The organism is Achromobacter anxifer, assembly GCF_903652925.1.
GTDB classification, from domain to species: domain Bacteria; phylum Pseudomonadota; class Gammaproteobacteria; order Burkholderiales; family Burkholderiaceae_B; genus Achromobacter; species Achromobacter anxifer.
The window spans coordinates 815,118-835,562 of sequence record NZ_CAHLAR010000001.1 but is presented as its reverse complement, the minus strand read 5'-3'; the positions used below and the strand labels follow the sequence as shown (position 1 = coordinate 835,562).

The following is a 20,445-nucleotide window of genomic DNA, read 5'->3' as shown; positions in this document are numbered from 1 at the left end:
TTGGGGCGTCGGGGGCCTGGGGCGCGCGGGGCGTTCGATAAGCCCGAGGGAATCTGAAGGAACCGCCAAAGGCGGTGACGAAGATGACGCAGGGGAAGTCCGGAGCGAAGGCTCCGGACCGCAATCGTTGCCCCGCGCGCCCCAGGCCCCCGACGCCCCAAGCGCCTTAAGAACCGCATCAAGGCAACCGATACCGCTCTTCCCGATAAGCCCAACTAGCCCACAAGCCATGCGCCAACGCCACATCAGAAAGCCCCGCATCCAACGGCTCCACCGGCGCATAAACCTCATCCCGCCCCACAGGCGCCGCCTCATACCGGAACTGCCGCGGCGCCTTGGAAGGCTCCAGCACCAGCAGCTGATCCCCCCGCAGATACCCGAAATTATCCGCGTACTGCATCATCGCCCGGTTCGGATCCCGCTGCGTCAGATCCGCGCCCAGCATCGGATTCACGTTGTCCAGCCCGATCAGCGACAGCAAGGTCGGCGCCATGTCGATCTGGCTCACTAGCCGCTCGTCCTGCCGCGGCGCGATGCCCGCCCCCAGGATCAACGCAGGAATCTGGAAATGCCGCACCGGCACGGGAATGGAGCCATAAACGCGCGAATCATGGTCCGCGATCACCAGGAATACCGTGTTGTCCCAGTAAGGCGCCTGGCGCGCCTTGTCGAAGAACTGCCCCAGCGCCCAGTCCGCATAGCGCACCGTGTTGTCCACCGTCGCCGGATCGCCCACAGGCTTGATGCGCCCTTCCGGATACTCCCAAGGCGAATGGTTGGACACCGAGAAAGCCAGGGTGAACACCGGCTTGTCGCCATCCGCGCGCAGCAGCCGGTCCACCTGGTTGAACATGTCTTCGTCCGACGCCCCCCAGGAACCCTCGAACACCGGATTCACGAACTTCGGCCGGTCCACGACCTCGTCGAAACCATTGCCCAGGAAGAACGCCCGCATATTGTCGAAGTGCGACTCCCCGCCGTAGACGAAGCGCGAATGGAAGCCATGCTTGCGCAGCACCTGCGCCAACGTGAAGAAGCCCGTCTGCGAACGCGGCAACTTCACCACCGCGTCGGCCACGCTGGGCAGGAAACCCGCCGTGACCGCCTCGATGCCCCGCACCGAGCGCGTGCCCGTCGCATAGGCCCGATGGAACATCCAGCCCTCCTTGCCCAGCCTGTCGATATTGGGCGTCAGGTCGCGTCCGCCCAGACTGCCCACATACTGCGCGCCCAGACTCTCCTGCAGGATGATCACCACGTTCAGCGGCTTGTCCCGGCGCACCGTGGCCTTCTGCTCATGCAGGCTGGGATAGCGCGGATCCAGCGGCGCGCCGGTCAGCCCCGCCGTCTCGCGCACGATGGCGTTCATCTGGTCCACGGCCATCTTCGGATACATCGCCGCCGATGAACGCTCGTCGCGCATCCGGTAGGCCGCGTCGAACACGCTGTACAGCGAATTCAGCGCCAGCGCATTGACCATGGAATCGGAACTGTAGGCGACCTTGGCCGGATTGATCGGACGGTGTTCCAGCGTGCCGCGCGCGCCCAGGACCACCAGCGCCAGGATCACGAACGAGGCCACCGGCCGCTTCCACCACGACATGAAGGGATCGCGCACGCGCGAGGGGAACAGCCGGACCGACAACCAGGCCGCCAGCGCCAGCACCACGAAGGCCGCCAGCAGCACGCCCTTGTAGCCCTGCCACAGCATCGAACCGACTTCCTTCGGGTTGAGCAGATAGATGAAATAGAGCCGGTTGGGCCGGGTGTCGTACTCCGCGATGAACTGCGGCGTGGAAACTTCCAGCAGCACATACAGCATCCACCAGACGCGGAACCACCAGGCCGTGATGCGGGCCGCCAGCGGCCTGTGCCCAAACCAGGGCGAGAACACCGCCGGCAGCGCGATCACCATGGACAGCAGGCAGACATCGATGCGCAGCCCGCCCAGCAGCAGCGGCGCCAACCCGCCGGCCGCCTCCACCCGGTCCCACATCCAGAAGGCCAGGCTCAGGCGCGACAGCGTCAGCAGCGCCAGGATGGCAATAATGAACCTTAGCGTCAGACGGCGCATGCGACGGCCCTCCGCTGGCGCGGGAAGACCCGCTCAGATGAAAAGATGCCGCCGTATGTGCCGAGCAGAGCCATGCCGCCTCGTCGTCCGAAAGATGAAAACGCGCAAAGGTTAACGCGGTTTTGCGCGTGGGGCACCGGCCGGCCGCAGCGCTACTGGGCGCGCCGCAGGCGCTCGCGGCTGTTGCTCAGATGCGTGCGCATGGCCGCGCGCGCGGCCTCCGCATCCTGGCGCAGGATGGCGCCGTAGATGTCCTCGTGCTCCAGGTTCACGCGTTCCAGGTAGGCGGCGCGATCCTCGTGAGCGAATTTCGCGGAATTGATGCGGGTGCGCGGAATGATGGCAGACCCCAGATGCGACATGAGATCCGCGAAATAGCGGTTGCCCGTGGCTTGGGCAACCAGCAGATGGAATTGGAAATCCGGCGTGACCGTATCGCCGCTGGTGTCCAGCGCGCTCCGGAAAGCATCCAACGCGCGCCGCATCTCATGCAGCTGCGCCTGGTTGCGCCGGGCCGCGGCCAGGCTCGCGGCCTCGCTTTCCAGGCAGATGCGCAATTCCAGCAGCACCAGCACATCGCGCACGGTGGCGATATCGGCGGGATCCACGCGGAAGTCGTTGCCACCACTGGGTTCCAGCGCATAGGTGCCCACGCCGTGGTGGGTCTCGACCAGGCCCGATGCCTGCAGCCGGGACAGCGCCTCGCGCACCACGGTGCGGCTGACGCCGAACTCCCGCATGATCTCGGACTCGGTCGGCAGCTTGTCGCCGGGCCGGATTTCACCGCCGCGGATGCGTTCCGTGATGCTGTCGACCAGACCCTGAGCCAGGTTCCGGGGACGACGCCGCGGCGTGACGGGAGAATCGGCGGGAGCGTTCATCAGGAATTATCCGAAAGCGGTTGAGCTCGGCCCGAGGGTCGAGCGTCGGCGCCCATTGTACTTGGGGCCGGCCGCGAGCTTGCGCGCCAGCAATGACGCCAGCGGCGTCCTACACGCCGACGTTTTCGCCAGGCTTGGCGGGCGTTCCCAGGGCGTTCCGCGACTTCCGGCTAGGCCCTCCGTCAGCAGGACGGGCCACGATGAGCGGATAGAAAAACAATGCGGCCAGGAACCAGAGCAAGGTCGCGGACCAGAGCGTCTGGCTCAGGAAGTGGGCGCCTTGGAGAATGCGCACCACGGAAAAACCCACGCCGGCCGCGATCCCCAGCGCCAGCCCGCCCCAGCGCCAGGCGGGACGCCCCAGCGCCCAGCCGACGAAATACAGGGTCAACATCGAATAGCCCGCGCCGGCATGGCCGCTGGGCAAGGCGCCGCCCGCCTGCGCCCGCACCCAGGTCCACCAGTGCAACGGATAGGGCGTGTAGCCGCCCAGGGAATCCAGGTCATAGGGACGGGGCAGCGTCGTGTAATGCTTCAGCTGGTTCACCAGCACCTGCCCGGTCAGGCAGGTCGCCGCCAGCGCCAGCGCCGGTCCGCGCCACGGCCGCCAGGCCGGGATGCGATAGCTCGCCGCCGCCACGCCCACGGCGGCAAGTCCTATCCCGATGGGCAGGGCCAGCACCATGCGATGGCCGATCAGGTCCAGCCAGCGGTTCAAGCGCAGCGGAAAATCATCCAGAGCCGGATCGAACAGCGCCCGTGCGATGCGCAGGTCCAGCCCCGAAGCATTGGCCCACCAGGCCAGGCAGGCCAGCGCCAGCGTGACCGCAAGCACATGGCTGAACAGGTAGGAGGCCGGCGTCGGCTTGCGCAGCGCGGGCGGCGATAAAGGCGGCATGATTGGGGCGACAGGCTGGTCCGTCAGGCAAACAAGGACTTTATGCCGCCCACAGTCGAACTTTCGTCAAATTTGGCCTTGCGCCCTGCCAGCCATGGCCGTCGCCTGGCTCTCGTCGGCCTCGAAACGCAGCGTGAAGCGCGTGCCGCGCGACTCGCCCTGCTGCGAGGAATCGACCGTCAGCGACCAGCCCTGCATGTCGCATACGCGCTTGGCGATCGCCAGCCCCAAACCGCGCGCCGTTTCATCGGGGCTGCCCGCCCCCGAGTCCCGCATGCGGCCGCTGTAATAGCGGCGGAACAGGAATGGCAGATCGTCGGCGGCGATACCCTTGCCATCATCGCGCAATTCCAAGGCCCCGTCGGCCGCAATGCTGGCCGTCAGCGTCGCCGGCGCGGCATGTTCCACCGCGTTGCGGATCAGGTTGCGCAGCACGGTCAACAGGGCGTAGCGGTCCAGCGAACGGACCAGGCCGGCATCGATCCGGTTTTCAAAATCCAGGCCCGCCAAGCCCGCCTGGGCTTCGTAGCCGCGCCAGGCGTTGTCCATGCACTCGGCGATGTCGACGGGTTCCGGCGCGCGCAACTCGTCCCGCGCCATGGACCGCGCGCTCTCCAGCGACACGATCACGTCGTCCACGTTGTCCACAACCCGGGTCAGGCGCTGGCGCTGGTCCGGGGTCAGTTGCTGGGTCAGCAACATCAATTCGCTGTCCGAGCGGATCGCGGCCAAGGGTGTGCGCACCTCGTGGCTGAGGTTGCCGGCGAACTCGCGCTCGCGGGCGATCGACCTGTCCACCTGGTTCTGCACCCGGTTGAAGGCCTCTATCAGCCGGCCCGCCTCGTCGTCGCGCGTCACCGCCATATCGGGCGAGCCCGGCGCCCAGGTCGCCAGCCGGTCGGTCAGATCCAGCAACGGGCCGACCGCCACGGCGGCCACGCGCCGCGACAAGGCATAGGCGCCCACCACGCAGATGGCGCCCACGCCCAGCACGATCAGGCCGAAGTCATGCACCCGCCCTTCGTTCTCGGTAGCGTCGTACAGCAGGTACACCTTGCCGCGCCCCGTCTCGGCCACCATCACGTGCCAGGTATAGGCGCCCGGCTCGACCAGATGCAGGCCGCTTTCCAGCGACTCGATCTCCTGGGGCATGCCCGGAGGCCGCTTGCCGTCCACGCTGACCCAGGCGCGCATGGAGCCTCCCAACTCGCGCACGCCGTCGCGCGGCAGGAAGCCGTCGCTGACACGCGCGTGCTGCACCAGCCGGTCCATTTCGGTGTTCAGGATGTCGTTGACCAGATCGTCTTCCATCTGGTCGAAGGTCAGATAGGCCAGCAAGGCCAACGCCGTCACGAACAGCGCCACGGTTCCGGTCAGCGCCCACACCACGCGCTGGGTCAGGGTGCCGCCGGCCGGCGTTGAGGCAACGCCGGTCATCGCACCGCCCCGCCTTCCAGCGACAGGCGCCAGCCGGTCCCGTGGACGGTCTCGATGCCATCGAACCCGGCATCGGCCAGCGCGCGGCGCAACAGGTGGACCTGGCTGCGCAGCGCGTCCGAGGACGGCGGCTCGTTGCCCCACAAGGTGGACTCCAGCTCTTCCCGCGACACCACTCTGCCGGGATCGCGCAGCAACGCCTCGATGATGAGGCCCGCCTTGCGCGTGAGATGCACGGGACTGCCGTTGACGGACACGGCGCGGCTGCGGGTGTCGTAGGACAGCGGGCCGAAGGCCCGCACGCAATCCACCGTGTTCCGCTTGGCGCGCTGGATCAGCGCAATCAGGCGCGCCTCGACTTCGAGCAGGGCGAAGGGCTTGGTCAGGTAGTCATCGGCGCCATGCGAAAAGCCGGCCAGCTTGTCTTCCAGGCTGTCGCGCGCGGTCAGCACCAGTACCGGCACGTCCACCCGCCTCTCGTTGCGCAGCGTGTGCAGCACGGCGTTGCCGTCCATGCCCGGCAGGCCGATGTCCAGGATCAGGGCATCGAAGCGCTGTTCCTTCAGGCGCTCCAGCGCGGCGGGGCCCGAGTAGGCGACATCGGGCAGGAAGCCGCGCGCCTCGAGAAAGGTATAAAGATTGCCGGAGATGACGGGATCGTCCTCGGCGATCAACACTCTGCAATTCGCGCCTGGGGCGGAACTGGTTGCCATGGTTGCGGCTCTCCGTGTTGTACGGGCGCGCCGGCCTAGGGCCGCAGCACCTTGCCCGGGTTCATCAGCCCTTGCGGGTCCAGCGCGCGCTTGATCCTGCGCATCAGGTCCAGTTCGACGGCGCTCTTGTAGCGCGGCAGCTCGTCGAGCTTGAGCTGGCCCACGCCATGTTCGGCGCTGATCGAACCGTTGTGGGCGTGCACGCTGTCATGCACCACGCCGTAGATATCGCCTTGCAGCGCCAGCAGTTCGGCCTCGGTCTGGCCCGGCGCATGGGCGACGTTGTAATGCAGGTTGCCATCGCCCAGATGGCCGAAGATCACGTGCCGCACGCCCGGAAAGCGCGCTTGCAGCAAGGCATTGGTCTGGTGCACAAAGCCCGCAATGCCTGAGATCGGGATCGCCACGTCATGCTTGACGGACTTGCCCAGCTCGGCCTCGGCCAAGGGGATGCTCTCGCGCAGATGCCACAACGCCTTGCTCTGCGCCACGTTGGCGGCGATGGCCGCGTCGCTCACCAGCCCGCTCTCGAGAGCCTCGCCCAGCACGGCCTCGAAGCGCTCGCGCGCATGCGCCTCGCTTTCGCTGTCGGACAGCTCCAGCAGGGCGAACCACGGCGACGCGGCGGACTCGCCCTCGAACGGCAGGCGCTGCTGCGGGAACAGGCGCACGACCGACTGCAGGCAGGCGCCGCTCATGAGCTCGAAGCCGGTCAGCGCGGCGCCGAAGCCCGAGCGCGCGCGCGACAGCAGCTCCACGGCCTGGTCGATGCCGTCCAGCGTCAGCAGCGCTGTGCATGAAGCCACCGGCCGTGGAAACAGCTTGAGCGTGGCGGCGGTGATGATGCCCAGCGTGCCTTCGCTGCCGATGTAAAGATCCCGCAGGTCGTAGCCGGTATTGTCCTTGCGCAGGCCGCGCAGGCCGTTCCAGATCTCGCCTTCCGCGGTCACGACCTCCAGGCCCAGCGTCAACTCGCGCGTATTGCCGTAGCGCAGCACCTGCGTGCCGCCGGCGTTGGTGGCCAGGTTGCCGCCGATGGTGCAACTGCCCTCGGCGGCCAGGCTCAACGGAAACAGCCGGCCAGCCTGCGCGGCGGCTTCCTGCACGGCCTGAAGCACGCAGCCCGCTTCCACCGTGATCGTATCGTTGTCGGTATCCAGCGCGCGTACCGCGGTCAGGCGGGTCGTGGACAGGATCACGGCGCTGCCGGAGCCGTCGGGCGTGGCGCCGCCGCACAGTCCGGTATTGCCGCCCTGCGGCACTACCGGCACGCCATGCCGGGCGCACAGCTTGACGGCCGCCGCCACTTGCGCGGTCGAGCCGGGGCGGATCACCGCCAGCGCGGCGCCCCGGTAGCGGCGGCGCCAATCCAGCACATAGGTGTCGGCGTCCGCGCCCGTCAGCACGTGGGAAGCGCCCAGAAGGGACTGTAGATCGCTCAGCAAGGTCATATATGCCGCACAAGTAAGGCCTGGCCATGCCCAGGCGCCCTAGGGATATGCGGCCTATTGTAGGGGCTGAAATGCCCAGGATTGCGGCGCGGCAGGCATGCGCAGCCCGCCGGCGCGCCAGCGCTAGCCGACCGCCTGGTCCAGCCGGGCGCCGGTCAGGCCCGAGCAATAGGCCCGCGAGGCGATGCGGTTCATCAGGAATGCGCGGTCCACGCCCGCGGGTCCGGGCATCTCGGACAAGGCGCGATACGCGCGACGCAGGACCTCGCCGCGCGTGGCGCCGCATACCAGCAGCCGCGTGCACGGCAGGCGGCGGTCCACGCAGCCGTCGATGCGCAATTCCAGCGCATGGGCGGCGACGGGATCGCAGTCGTCCACGGCCGTGCCCGAATCCGTATGCGCCTGCGCCTGCGCGTCGAGCACCCGGAACACGCCGCTGCGGTCATCCAGCGCAAAAGCCACCGTGCCCATGCCCTGCCAGCCGCGGTCCCGTGCCACGTCGGCGGCGACGATGCGCAATGCGCTTTCCACGGAAACCGGCAATTGCGGCGCCGGGCATTCGGCGATCAGGACGCGGGCATCGCGCCAGACGCAGCGCTCCCAGGCGCGGCCGGTGGCCAGGCTGCCGGATTCGGAGACGAAGACGTGGATGTCGAGCCGGCGTTCGCGGCCCGCGGCCGGGCCGGCGTGATCCGTGGGCGGGCCTCGCCGGTTTGAGGCGCCCCTGGATGACATGACAGTAGAAACTTTGGCGCCCATGGCCCCTCCCGGTCTTTCTGCTTGCATAGCAAGCGTATCACCTTCGGACGACGAGCAAGTTTTATGCCATGCGCTGGCTCCAGGGCAAGCCCCTGGGGCGCTGGGGTTTACCGCACCAGAACAAGGCGCGGCCGCCCGGGCGCACGCACCAGATCAGGGCGCATGGCCTTGCGCGGCGCGCAAGCGGAAAACGCCCTACTCCGTCTGCCGGATGAAGGAGCAGCGCCAATGGAGGATAATTCCGGTTTAATCCCCAGCCAGAGGCGTTTTGATATGCGGGTTTACCAGGAACCGCTGCCAGAACCCAAACTGCAATCTCTCATCTAGGAAGCGCCGTGGGCAACAACACGCAATTTCCGGGCTCGGTGTTCAAGGCCTATGACATCCGCGGCACCGTGCCGGACTTGATCGACGCCCGCTTCGCCCGCGCCTTGGGCGTGGCGCTGGCCGCCCGCGCGCGCGAACAGGGCGTGCAGACGCTGGTGGTGGGCCGCGACGGCCGCCTGAGCAGCGAAATGCTGTCGGTGGCGCTGCAGGAAGGCATGCTGGAAGGCGGCGTCGACACCCTGGACATCGGCATGGTGCCCACGCCCCTGGTCTATTTCGCCGCCAACGTCATGCAGAGCGGCTCGGGGGTAGCCATTACCGGCAGCCACAACCCGCCCAAGTACAACGGCTTCAAGATGATGATGGGCGGCCGCGCGCTCTACGGCGAGGACGTGCAGGCGCTGGCCGCCAGCATGAACGGCGCCGCTTCCGCGCCGGCGGCGCGGCCCGGCGTGCGCCGGCAGCTGGACCTGGTGGCTTCCTACATCGCGCGCGTCGCGTCCGGCATCAAGCTGGCGCGCCCCATGAAGATCGCGATCGACTGCGGCAACGGCGTGGCCGGCGCCGTCGCGCCCGCGCTGTTCCGCGCGCTGGGCTGCGAAGTCACCGAACTGTTCTGCGAAGTGGACGGCACGTTCCCCAACCACCACCCCGACCCCGCGGAACCCAAGAACCTGCAAGACCTGATCAAGTGCGTGGCCGAGACCGACTGCGAACTCGGCCTGGCCTTCGACGGCGACGGCGACCGCCTGGGCGTGGTCACCAAATCCGGCCAGATCGTCTGGCCGGACCGCCAGCTGGTGCTGTTCGCCCGCGACGTGCTTGACCGCAACCCTGGCGCCACCATCATCTATGACGTGAAATGCAGCCGCCACGTAGGCCTGTCGGTCGAGGCCGCCGGCGGCGTCCCGCTGATGTGGAAGACGGGGCATTCGCTGGTGAAGGCCAAACTGGCAGAGACCGGCGCGCCCCTGGCCGGCGAAATGAGCGGCCACATCTTCTTCAAGGAACGCTGGTATGGCTTTGACGACGGGCTCTATACAGGTGCCCGCCTGCTGGAGATCGTGTCGCGCGCGGCCGACCCTTGCGCCATGCTGGAAGCCTTGCCGCAGGACGTTTCCACGCCGGAACTGAAGCTGGAGATGGAAGAAGGCCAGCCCTTCACCCTGGTCCAGGCCTTGCAAGACCAGGGCCAATTCCCTGGCGCTCAGCGCGTGATCACCATCGATGGCGTGCGCGCGGAATATCCGGACGGCTTCGGCCTGGCCCGCCCCTCGAACACCACTCCCGTCGTCGTGCTGCGCTTCGAAGCGCAAACGCCCGAGGCGCTGGAACGCATACAAGCCGACTTCCGGCGCGAATTGAACAAGCTCGCGCCGCAAGCCACCCTGCCTTTCTAGATTGCCTATGTCTTTATCGCACAGCCCAGCCTGGCAACAGTTCATCGCGGCGACCAATGCCGCTCCGCGGCGCGGCGAGCAGTTGCGCCTCATCAATGCCCCGGGGCTGCGCCTGGACCTGAGCGCGCAGGCGTATTCGCCGGCCCTGCAAGAGGCCGAGGCCGCGCTGCTGGAGCAACAGGGATTCGACGCGGCGCGGGCCCGGCTGTTCGACGGCGGCAACGCCAACTGGACCGAAGAGCGCGCCGCCTGGCACACGGCCCTGAGGGCGCCCGCGCCACCGGCCCGGGTCGCCAAGGCTGTCCTGGCAGAACGCGAACGCATGCGCGAATTCGTCCGCCAGGCTGACGCCGCCGGACGCTATGGCTGCGTGCTGCACCTGGGCATAGGCGGCAGCGACTGGGGGCCTCGCTTGGTGACGCGCGCGCTGCGCCACGGCGGCGCCAAGCGCGAAGTGCGCTTCGCCTCCAACGTGGACTCGCACTCCGTGGCGGATGCGATGAGCCGGCTGGATCCGCACGACACCCTGGTCATCGTCGCCTCCAAATCGTTCACCACCACCGAACCGCTGGCCAACGCCGAAGTCGCCATGAACTGGCTGCGCGAAGCGGGCGTGGCGGACCCTATCAGGCAAGTCGTGGCGGTCACCGCCAACGTCGAGGCGGCCTTGAACCTGGGCATCCTGCCCGACCACATTTTCCAGATATGGGACTGGGTGGGCGGCCGCTATTCGCTCTGGTCGGCTATCGGACTGCCGGTAGCGCTGGCATTGGGCACGGACACCTTCGACCAATTGCTGGCTGGCGCGGCCGCCATGGACGAGCATTTCCGCAACGCGCCCCTCCATGAGAACGCGCCCGTGCAGCTGGCGCTGGCCGGCGTCGTGAACCGCAGCGTGCTGGGCTATGACTCCCTGGTGATCGCGCCCTACGATTCACGGCTTTATCACATCGTGCCGTGGGCACAGCAGTTGGAAATGGAATCGCTGGGCAAGGTTGCCACGGCCGATGGCAGCCCGGCTGGCGTGCCCACCGGCCCCGCGGTCTGGGGCATGTCGGGCACCGACTGCCAGCACACCTTCTTCCAGTGGCTGCATCAGGACACGGCGGGCGCGCCCGTCGACTTCATCCTGTGCGAACAGCCCGACCATGCCTACGCGCGCCATCACGAGCTGCTGATCGCCAATTGCCTGGCGCAGCGTTCGGCACTGCTGCGCGGCAAGTCCTTCGAGGAAGCGCTGGCCGAAACCTCCGCCACCGAACGCGATCCGGCACGCGCACGGCTGCTGGCGCAGCACCGCGTCCATCCGGGCGGCCGCCCCTCTTCGCTCATCGTGCTGCCGCGCCTGGAGGCCTACACGCTGGGCGCGCTGCTGGCGCTGTACGAACACAAGGTGTTCACGCAGGGCGTGATCTGGGGCATCAATCCCTTCGATCAATGGGGCGTGGAGTTCGGCAAGGCGTTGGCCAAAGGCATCATGCACGAACTGAATTCGCCGCAGGCCAGCCAGCAGGACCCCTCCACCCGCTTCTGGATCGACGCCATCGCGCGCCGCCATTGAGAAGCGCGGCCAGCGCCTGACAACGCTGGCCCCGCGCGCCTCAGGCGCTGAGCGCGTCGTAAAGTTCCACCTGGACGCGCGCGACCCGCTCGATGTTGAACTCGCGCTCGGCCAGCGTCCTGCCCGCCGCACCCATGCGCTGCCGCAATGCTGCGTCCTCGGCCAGGCGGGCGATGGCATCCGCCAACGCCTGCGCGTCCCGCACGGGCACCAGCAAACCCGTCTCTCCGGGCTCGATCGCGTCACGGCAACCCGGCACGTCCGTGGTTACCACCGCGCGCGCGCAGGCCGCGGCCTCGATCAGCGACTTGGGCAGGCCTTCACGATAGGACGGCAGCACGGCGATATGCGATGCCGCGTACAGCGCCGCCACGTCCGAACGCTCGCCCAACGCGAGTACGCAGCCCTCGCGCTGCCAGGCGTCCACCTCGGCCTGCGTCGCCGAAGCCGGATTGCCCGCATCCACGCCACCCACCAGCTGCATCGTCACGGGCAGGCCGCGCTCGCGCAGCAGCCTTGCCGCTTGCACGAATTCCTGCACGCCCTTGTCGCGCAGCAGTCGCGCCACCATGGTGACCACGACCGGCGGCGCGGGCGGTTCAGGCTGGGCCCGGTACTCGTTGAGGTCCACGCCTGCGCCGCGGATCATCACGACCTGGGCATCGCGCACCGCGCCCAGCGACTTGAGCAGGTCGCGGTCGCTGCCATTCTGGAAAATCACGCGGCTGTTGGGATGGCCCAGCGCCAACCGGTACAGGCGCGCCACCACGGCGCGCACCAGCTTCATCTTCAGCGAATTGGACAGGAACACGAAGCCCAGCCCGGAAATCGCCGCGACCATGCCGGGCACGCGCGTCAGGCGCGCGGCGATGCCGCCATAAAGCACCGGTTTGATCGTGACCAGGTGCACGATGTCCGGCCGCAGCCGGCGGAACAGGCGTATCAGCGCCAGCAGCGTGCCCAATTCCTGCAAGGGATGCTTGCCGCTGCGCGTCATCGGGATGGCGTGGTGCGTCATGCCCAACGCCTGGATATCGGCCACGGCCGGCCCATCCATCGTGGCCACATGGACCTCATAGCCCGCGCGCTGCGCAGCCAGCGCCACCGGCACCCGATGCGACATGAAAAAGGCCGGATTGTTGACCACGAACAGCAGACGGCGCCCGGCGCTCATGCTTGCACTCCAGAAATGCGGCGCCATACCGCGATGTAAGCCTGCACCATGCGCTTGAGGTCGAAGAGCTCCAGCACGCGGGCGCGGCCCGCCTCGCCCGCGCGCGCACGGCCGCGCGAGGCCACCTCGCGCAAGGCCATTTCGATGCCTCGAGCCAGCGCTTCGGATTGCTCGGGCGGCACCACCACGCCGGTGTCGCCGACGATGTAGGCCGCGTCGCCCACGTCCGTCACGACGCAGTAGGCGCCGCAGGCCATGGCCTCGGCCACCACGTTCGGAAAGCCCTCCGCGCAGCTGGACAGCACGTGCAGGTCCAGGCCATTCATGGCCGCGGGCACGTCATCGCTGGGTCCGGCCAGCACCAGCCGGTCGCGCAGGTCCAGCTTGTCGATCAGTGCGCCAAGCTCGGCATTGTCCGCATCCATGCCGCGGCCTATCAGCACGCAGCGCAGGCCGGCATCGCGCCCGTCGCGCACCAGCGCGGCGACGGCGCGCAGCAGATTGGCGTGGTCCTTCAAAGGGTCCCAGCGGGCCACGCAGCCGATCACCGGCGCGTCTTCCTGCAAGCCCCATTGCGCGCGCACGCGCGCGCGCGCCTCGCTATCGGGCGCATAGCGCGACAGGTCGTAGCCATTGGGAATCACCACCATGCGCCCGCGCTCATAGCCTTTGTCCGCATGGCGGTCGGCCGCCTTCTGGGCCGCGCACACGATGGCCTTGGGCACGCGGCCCGACAACAGCGCGCACGCGCGCAACACCATGCGCGCCGAACGGCTGCTGCGTTCGAGATGTTCGCCGGAATTGCGGATGCCCCAGGCTATGGCGCGCACGCCCGCCAGCCGGGCCGCCACGCCGCCGATTAGGTCGGCGTGGTACATCCAGGTCTGCACCGCGTCCGGGCGCGTACGGGAGATCAGCCCGCGCAGGGCCATGAATCCGCCCAGGCTGACGCGCCCGCGCGCCATGCCCAGGGCATGCACGGTCACGCCGGCGGCGCGCAGGCGCTCGCCGTAGATGCCCTCGTCGGTCAGCGACACGACGATGTGCTCCACGCCCGCGTCCGGATAGGTGGCCAGGCGGAACAGCACGGACTCCGCGCCGCCCTGCCCCAGGCCGGTGATGACATGCAGAATCTTCAACGTCCGGGCGTTCATCGCTCCTCCCGCACGGCGTCGAACAATTCGTCCCATTCCATCAGCACGCTGGCCAGCGCATAGCGCTGCCGCACCGCGGCCGCGCCGCGCGCGCCCAGCTGCCGCCGCAAGGACGGGTCCGACAGCACCCGGCGCAGGGCATCGCGCAACGCCTCGCGGTTGCCGGCCGGCACCAGCAAGGCATCCTCGCCATTGCGCGTCATTTCGCGCGGCCCGCTGGGGCAGTCGAATGCCACGCTGGGCAAGCCCAGAGACATGGCCTCCAGCAGCACATTGGGAAAGCCTTCGACCAGCGAACTCAGCACGAAAGCCTGCCCGCGCGCGAGTTCTTCCCACGGCGCCTCGGTGCGCCCGGGCAGGCTCACCCGCGATTGCAGGCCCAGGCGCGCGATCTGCTGCTCCAGCGCGCCGCGTTCGGGGCCTTCGCCCCAGATGCGCAGGTTCCAATCCGGGAAATCGGGCGCCAGTTGCGCGAAGACGTCGATCAGCAGGTCGAATTGCTTGTCGGTGACCAGGCGTCCCATCGCCAGCAGCTCGCGCGGGCCGCCGTCTTCACGCTGCGGCACCATCGGCGCGTCCAGCAGCGGGGCGGGCAAGGGGTTGGGAATGACGGCCAGGCGCTTGATCCCGGGCACCTGGCGCGCGAACGGACCGGCGGTGTCTTCCGCCTGCACCGTCACCATGTCGGCGCGCGGGTACAGGACGCGGCGCAGCCTGCGCCATACCTGGCCCGTGGTGGTCTCGGCCACCGGATTGGTGCGCTCGCAGACGATGAGCGGCACGCCCAGGCCGCGGGTGGCCAGGATCGCTGCCACGTTGACGTTAGTCAGGAAGGACACCACCACGTCCGGCTTGGACTCGCGGATGTGCCGGCGCAGCGCCAGCAGGCGCTTGAACGCGGCCATCGGGCCCGACGCGCGCGTTCCCGCCAGATCCGCCAGCCACTTCAGCTCGACCTTGTCCGAGAGCGGATAGAAGCAGGTTCCCTTGGACGAGTAGGTGGGAGTCAAGGTGACCCTATCCCCACGCTCGGCCCATGCGTTGACCAGCGTCGCGGCGACCCGTTCGGCACCGCCCGCGTGCATGGAACTGACCAGCATCAATATCTTCATGCGTCAAAGACTCCCAACCGATCCCTCCTGATGACCGGCATCGCGATAACGGTCCAGCCAGGCCTGCATCATCAGCACACCCCAGAGGTGGCTGTCCCAATTGCGATGGCCGGAGGTGTGCTCGCGCCATTTGCGCAGGATGGGTTCGGGTTCGAACCACCCCTCCTGGCGCAGGCGCGACGGGTCCAGCAGCGCATCGGCCCATTCGCGCAAGGGGCCGCGCAGCCACGCGGCCAGCGGCACGGCGAAGCCGCGCTTGGGACGGTCAACCAGCGCCTGCGGCACGTGGCGATGCAGCACCTGGCGCAGCAGCCACTTGCCCGTATTGCCGCGCACCTTGTACTGGTGCGGCAGGCTCCAGGCGAATTCATAGACGCGGTGGTCGATCAGCGGCACGCGCGTTTCCAGGCTGACGGCCATGGCGGCGCGGTCCACCTTGACCAGGATGTCGTCCGGCAGGTAGGTCACCGTGTCCAGCTTCATCATGGCCTCGAAGGTGGAACCTTGCATCGCCCGCGCAAATTCGGACACGGGCTCCACCCCGCCCTTCACGACGCTGGCCGGATCGGACCAGTACGACACGAAAAGGCGGTAGAACTCGCCGCGCGAGTCGGCCCGCAGCAGCTCTCCCAGCTTGCCGACCTTGCCGCGCCAGGCGCCGCGTCCGGGCAGGTGCGTGGACGCGCTGAGCAGCGCGCCCGCCGGCTTGCGCAGCAAGCCGGGCACGCGCTCGCATTGCTGCCACCAGTTGTTCACGCGGAAATAGCGCGAATAGCCGCCGAAGAGCTCGTCGCCGCCGTCGCCGGACAAGGCCACCGTGACGTGCTGACGGGCCATGCGCGTGACCAGGGAGGTCGGAATCTGCGAAGAATCCGCGAACGGTTCGTCATACATGTCGGCCAGCGACGGCACCACGGCCAGCGCATCCTCCGCCGTCACGTACAGCTCGGTGTGGTCGGTGCCCAGGTGCGTGGCCACGGCCTTGGCGTGCTGCGCCTCGTCGTAGCCTTTCTCGTGGAAGCCGATGGCGAAGGTACGCACGGGCTGCGAGCTCTGCGCCTGCATCAGCGCCACGATGGTGGACGAGTCGATGCCGCCCGACAGGAAGGCGCCCAGGCTCACGTCCGACAGCATCTGGCCGCCGACCGCCTTGGACAGCACGCCTTCCAGCGCGTCGGTGGCTTGCGCGTCGGATTCGAACGACAGCAGCGACTGCGCCGACGTATCGGCGGCCTCGCGCGCCGACCAGTACACGCGCGGCTCGGGCATGCGGCGGCTGCGGGTGTCATCGGCCGTGAATTCGACCCAGGTGCCCGGCGGCAGCTTGGCGATGCCCTGGTAGATGGATTGCGGCGCCGGGATGTAGTTGTGCCGCATGAACGAGGCCAGCGCATTGCGGTTCAGTTCGCGGCCGAATCCCGGAATCGGCGTCAGGCCCTTGAGTTCGGATGCGAACACCAGCTCGGCGCCCGAATAGCCGTAGTACAGCGGCTTCTCGCCCATGCGGTCGCGCGCCAGCACCAGCTTGCGCGAGGCGCGGTCCCACAGCGCGATGGCGAACATGCCCACCGCGGCTTGCAAGGTGGCCTCGATGCCCAGCGCGGTGAAGCCCGCCAGCAGGGTTTCCGTGTCCGAATGGCCGCGCCAGGACGGCGCCAGCGCCGATTCTTCGAGCTGCTTGCGGATGTCCAGGTGGTTGTAGATTTCGCCGTTGAACACCATGACGTAACGGCCGCAGGCCGAGATCATGGGCTGATGGCCCGCTTCGGTCAGGTCGAGGATCGCCAGGCGCACGTGCGCCAGCGCTAGTTCGGCCTCGCTGTCTTCCCAGAAGCCGTTGCTGTCGGGCCCGCGGTGACGAATGCGGCGGCAGCTTTCCGCCAGCACCTGCGCCTTGTTCCCGATAGGGCCCCAAATCCCGACTATTCCGCACATGATGAAGTTCTCGTTGTCACCGTAGCAACGGCGTGACGCGCAGGCTCAGCGGCCCGTGGCGCGCACGCCGTCAAAAAGTTCTTGCCATTGCTGCAGCACGCGCGCGGCCGAAAAGCGGTCGCGCACGTCGGTCGCCGCCTGCGCCATGCGCTGGCGTTCCGCGTCATTGCTCATGACGGCGTCCAGCGCCAGGCTCAGCGCCTGCACGTCGCCATTGGGCCGCACAAGCACGCCATCCACACCGTCGCGCACAATTTCGCGCGGTCCGGTATCGCAATCGAACGATACCGCGGCGAGTCCGCTCGCCATGGATTCCTGCAAGGTATTGGACAGCCCTTCAAAGCGCGAGCTCAGCACGTACAGGTCGGCGCTGTCATACCAGTCGCCGACATTGCCGACGCGCCCTGGCATGAAGATGCGCGGCTCCAGACCAGCCTCGCGCACCTGCTCTTGCAGCGCGGCCCGCTCGCCGCCCTCGCCCAGGATAACCAGATCCCAGTCAGGATGCGATGCCGCCAGCCGCGCATAGGCCTGGATCAGCAGGTCGAACCCCTTGTCGGGATGCAGGCGCCCCACCGCCAGCAAACGCTTGCGGCCGTCGTTCGACGCAGGCGCAAGGACCGGCTCGGCGCGCGGCAGGGGATAGCGAACCGCATTGGGAATAATGGTCAGCCGGCTGCCCGGCACATGCATGGACAGCCAGTCGGCGGTACCTCGGGTCAGCGCGACCACGCTAGCCGCACGCGGATAGGTCAGCCGCCGCAAGCGCCGCCAGAAGCCCGACAGGGTCTGCGACGGCGGATGCGCGTGCTCGGTCGCGATCACCTTGCAGGGCAGGCCTGCGGCGGCCAGGACGGAAAGCACGGACGCCGTCGTCATCATGCCCAGCACGATGTCCGGACGGAACGACTTGATCACGCGGCGCAGCGCTCGCACGCGCTGCACATTGCTCCAGATTCCACGCAGGCCACCGCCTTCGCCCGCAGTGTGCAGCACTTCGCGGCGCACTTTCGGATCCAGCGCATAGACATCGCCGTCCGCACCTTCCTGGGTCACCACCATGACCTCGCGGCCCATGCCAGCCCAGTGCGCGCTCAGATCGGCGGTCACCCGCTCGGCCCCGCCGCCGTGCAGCGAATGGATGAACAACAGGATTCGCGGCGCCGGGCCAACATCGGTCACGGACATTCAATCGGCCTCTTTGGGTTTGGCCTTGCGCAACGCAACCACCAGATAGCATGCGAAGGACAGCAGGTACATGAGGCTGGTCGCCAGCATGATGCCAGCCGCGCCCATCCGGGGCGCGAGTACGGTGTTCAACGCCGCCTTCAACGCGAAATTGGCGACCGCGATGGCAGCCATCACGCGATAGCGGTTCTGGCTGGCCAGCAATTGCACCAGGATCAGCACGCCGAAATAGAACGGCAGCTGCAGCAGCCCCCAGCGCAACACGTGCGCGACGGCCTCGGTATTCTCGGCCGTGAAGGCGCCCCGCTGGAACAGCACCGACACGCCCCAGGGCGCCAATACCCAGCCCACGGCGACGGCGGCGGCGCCCGCGGCCACCATCAGCACCGACCATTTCAGGGCCATGCCGCGTGCGCGCGCGGTATCGCCGCGCGCCTGCACATCGGCCAGCACGGGCAGCGCCGCGCGTCCCACCGACACCGCGCCTATGCCCAGCAGCAGGGACAGCAGTCGGCTGGCGTAGCCCAGCGTGGCGTTGGCATTCGCGCCCAGATTGGCGGCGGCGTACTGGTCCAGCGGGCCGACAAAGCTCATGGCGACCTGGCCGATCAGCATCACGCCGGCGGCGCTCAGCAGTTCGGGCCAGTGCGGCGACTTCAGCGACAGCTTGGGCGCCCCCCAGAAACCGCCGTCGGCGCGCGCCGCCAGCCAGGCCAGCCAAACAGTCTGGATGGCGTAGCCCACCAGCGTGCCCCACAGCAGCGGCCCGACGCCGTCGGCGCTGACGGCCAGCATGACCCAGGCCAGCGTGGCCACGGCGGGCACGCTGTCCAGCAGGGTATTGACGTGTCTTTCCTGCGCCCGCAGCCGCGCGGCGCTGATGCCGGCGATGAGCAGCAGCGCTGACACCGGCGCAAAGGCCACCAGCAGCTGGCCGGTCATGTCGCCCACTCGGGCCGACAGCCCCTGCCCCAGCGCGCCCAGCACGTGCGGCCAGGCGAACCAGGTGAGCAGCGCCAGCGCGATGCCTGCGGCAGCCACCCAGCCTTGCAGTTCGCGGATGAACAGGTGTCGTTCGGCGCTGTCGGCGCGCCGCAGGCGCACCAGCACGGGGATCAGGACCACCGACAGCACGCCCACGATGGTGACCGGCAGCCAGGTGGCCATGGTCATCGTGAACTGATAGGCGTCCACGGCGTCGCTGACGCCGTAGCGGTACGCCACCGCCATCTCCTTGATGGCGCCGGCGGCCTTGCCCAGCAGCAGGAACACCGCCACCCGGAAGGCGCCCTTGAAGATGCGCTGATGGTCCGGGTGGATGCTGCCGAGTTTTCTGACGAGTGCTTTCAAATCAACGCAGGAATTGCGTGTACCAGGGCATGGCCACTTCCAGGCCTTGCAGTACGGTATGCGTCGGCTCGTAGCCCAGCAAGCGGCCAGCCTTGCTGACGTCCGCTTGCGAGTGCCGCACGTCGCCCGCGCGGAAATCGGCGTAGACCGGCTTCTTGGTGTAGACCACGCCCTCGGTGCCCAGGGTTTGCACCAGGAACCCGAACAGCTGGTTCAGGGTGCTGCGGCCGCTGACGGCCACGTTATAGACCTGATTGCGGCCTTCCGGCGCGGCTACGGCCCCGAGGATATTGGCTTGGATCGCGTTTTCCACGAAGCAGAAGTCTCGGCTGGTCTCGCCGTCGCCGTTGATCGTGACGTCTTCGCCCTGGATCATCGCGGCGGTCCACTTCGGAATCACGGCCGCGTATGCGCCATTGGGGTTCTGGCGCTTGCCGAACACATTGAAATAGCGCAAGCCCACGGTCTCGAATCCGTAGCAGCGCGCGAACACGTCCGCGTACAACTCGTTGACGTACTTGGTGACCGCGTAGGGCGACAGCGGCTTGCCGATGTTCTGCTCGACCTTGGGCAACGCCGGATGGTCGCCGTAGGTGGAGCTGGAGGCCGCGTAGACGAAGGATTTGACCTTCGCGTCGCGCGCCGCCACCAGCATGTTCAGGAAGCCGCCGATGTTCACGCCATTGGTCGTGATCGGATCGTTCAGCGAACGCGGCACCGAGCCCAGGGCGGCCTGGTGCAACACGAAGTCCACGCCTTCCACCCCACGCCGGCATGCGTCCAGCTCGCGGATGTCGCCTTCAATGAAGGTGAAACGCGCCCACTGCTCGGGCGTGACCGAATTGCGCACTTCGTCCAGATTGTGCTGGAAGCCGGTGGCGAAGTTGTCCAGGCCGGTCACCGTCTGGTCCAGCTTCAGCAGCGTTTCCAGCAGGTTCGAGCCGATGAAGCCAGCGCAACCAGTTACCAGCCATTTGCGCGGCGCAGCCGCCAGTTCCTTCTTGGTGGTTTCAAAACGCGAAGTCATGGGC

At 67.9% G+C, this 20,445-nt stretch carries 16 protein-coding genes; 2 read left to right on the top strand and 14 right to left on the bottom strand.

All coding sequences use genetic code 11. The annotated features are described in order from the left end of the window. Nucleotides 1-178: 178 nt before the first annotated feature. From HWY37_RS03755 to HWY37_RS03725, 7 genes are all read right to left on the bottom strand, one after another. Nucleotides 179-2,074, bottom strand: coding sequence for an LTA synthase family protein (locus tag HWY37_RS03755; protein WP_176087885.1), 1,896 nt, complete (start codon nt 2,072-2,074; stop codon nt 179-181). 152 nt (nt 2,075-2,226) lie between these two features. After that, complete coding sequence (locus tag HWY37_RS03750; RefSeq protein WP_175207324.1) at nt 2,227-2,955, bottom strand: FadR/GntR family transcriptional regulator; 729 nt, start codon at nt 2,953-2,955, stop codon at nt 2,227-2,229. Between the two features lie 109 nt (nt 2,956-3,064). Continuing rightward, the gene (locus tag HWY37_RS03745) at nt 3,065-3,853 is read right to left on the bottom strand and encodes a phosphatase PAP2 family protein (protein WP_246302172.1); all 789 of its coding nucleotides are present in this window, start codon (nt 3,851-3,853) and stop codon (nt 3,065-3,067) included. 66 nt (nt 3,854-3,919) lie between these two features. Then, nucleotides 3,920-5,290, bottom strand: coding sequence for a sensor histidine kinase (locus tag HWY37_RS03740; protein WP_175207325.1), 1,371 nt, complete (start codon nt 5,288-5,290; stop codon nt 3,920-3,922). Further along, the gene (locus HWY37_RS03735) at nt 5,287-6,003 is read right to left on the bottom strand and encodes a response regulator transcription factor (protein WP_175207326.1); all 717 of its coding nucleotides are present in this window, start codon (nt 6,001-6,003) and stop codon (nt 5,287-5,289) included. Before HWY37_RS03735 ends, HWY37_RS03740 begins: the two co-directional genes overlap by 4 nt. 35 nt (nt 6,004-6,038) lie before the next feature. Then, on the bottom strand, nt 6,039-7,454 hold the full coding sequence (locus HWY37_RS03730; RefSeq protein WP_175207327.1) for an FAD-binding oxidoreductase: 1,416 nt from the start codon (nt 7,452-7,454) through the stop codon (nt 6,039-6,041). 123 nt (nt 7,455-7,577) lie between these two features. Continuing rightward, complete coding sequence (locus HWY37_RS03725) at nt 7,578-8,213, bottom strand: BPTD_3102 family carboxylase-like protein (RefSeq protein ID WP_175207328.1); 636 nt, start codon at nt 8,211-8,213, stop codon at nt 7,578-7,580. A gap of 335 nt (nt 8,214-8,548) precedes the next feature. Here HWY37_RS03725 and HWY37_RS03720 point away from each other — a divergent pair, with 335 nt between their 5' ends. Both HWY37_RS03720 and pgi read left to right on the top strand, forming a co-directional pair. Next, nucleotides 8,549-9,940: a phosphomannomutase/phosphoglucomutase gene (locus tag HWY37_RS03720; protein ID WP_175207329.1), complete on the top strand. Its 1,392-nt coding sequence runs from the start codon at nt 8,549-8,551 to the stop codon at nt 9,938-9,940. Between the two features lie 7 nt (nt 9,941-9,947). Beyond that, the gene (gene pgi / locus HWY37_RS03715) at nt 9,948-11,501 is read left to right on the top strand and encodes a glucose-6-phosphate isomerase (protein WP_175207330.1); all 1,554 of its coding nucleotides are present in this window, start codon (nt 9,948-9,950) and stop codon (nt 11,499-11,501) included. Nucleotides 11,502-11,541: 40 nt separating this feature from the next. Here pgi and HWY37_RS03710 read toward each other — a convergent pair whose 3' ends face one another. The 7 genes from HWY37_RS03710 to HWY37_RS03680 are packed head-to-tail and all read right to left on the bottom strand — an operon-like array spanning nt 11,542 to nt 20,441. Further along, nucleotides 11,542-12,675 (bottom strand): glycosyltransferase family 4 protein, encoded by a 1,134-nt coding sequence (locus HWY37_RS03710; RefSeq protein ID WP_175207331.1) that lies wholly within the window; start codon nt 12,673-12,675, stop codon nt 11,542-11,544. Continuing rightward, nucleotides 12,672-13,829 carry a glycosyltransferase family 4 protein gene (locus tag HWY37_RS03705; protein WP_176087884.1) on the bottom strand — a complete coding sequence of 386 codons (1,158 nt, stop codon included), beginning with the start codon at nt 13,827-13,829 and terminating at the stop codon, nt 12,672-12,674. The genes HWY37_RS03710 and HWY37_RS03705 overlap by 4 nt, the downstream gene beginning before the upstream one ends. Further along, nucleotides 13,826-14,941 carry a glycosyltransferase family 4 protein gene (locus HWY37_RS03700; protein WP_176087883.1) on the bottom strand — a complete coding sequence of 372 codons (1,116 nt, stop codon included), beginning with the start codon at nt 14,939-14,941 and terminating at the stop codon, nt 13,826-13,828. Before HWY37_RS03700 ends, HWY37_RS03705 begins: the two co-directional genes overlap by 4 nt. A gap of 3 nt (nt 14,942-14,944) precedes the next feature. Continuing rightward, on the bottom strand, nt 14,945-16,876 hold the full coding sequence (gene asnB, locus HWY37_RS03695; RefSeq protein ID WP_176087882.1) for an asparagine synthase (glutamine-hydrolyzing): 1,932 nt from the start codon (nt 16,874-16,876) through the stop codon (nt 14,945-14,947). A gap of 45 nt (nt 16,877-16,921) precedes the next feature. Further along, complete coding sequence (locus tag HWY37_RS03690) at nt 16,922-18,064, bottom strand: glycosyltransferase family 4 protein (protein ID WP_175207335.1); 1,143 nt, start codon at nt 18,062-18,064, stop codon at nt 16,922-16,924. Beyond that, nucleotides 18,065-19,414: a murein biosynthesis integral membrane protein MurJ gene (gene murJ / locus HWY37_RS03685; protein WP_175207336.1), complete on the bottom strand. Its 1,350-nt coding sequence runs from the start codon at nt 19,412-19,414 to the stop codon at nt 18,065-18,067. A gap of 1 nt (nt 19,415) precedes the next feature. Continuing rightward, nucleotides 19,416-20,441 carry an SDR family oxidoreductase gene (locus HWY37_RS03680; protein ID WP_175207337.1) on the bottom strand — a complete coding sequence of 342 codons (1,026 nt, stop codon included), beginning with the start codon at nt 20,439-20,441 and terminating at the stop codon, nt 19,416-19,418. Nucleotides 20,442-20,445 lie beyond the last annotated feature (4 nt).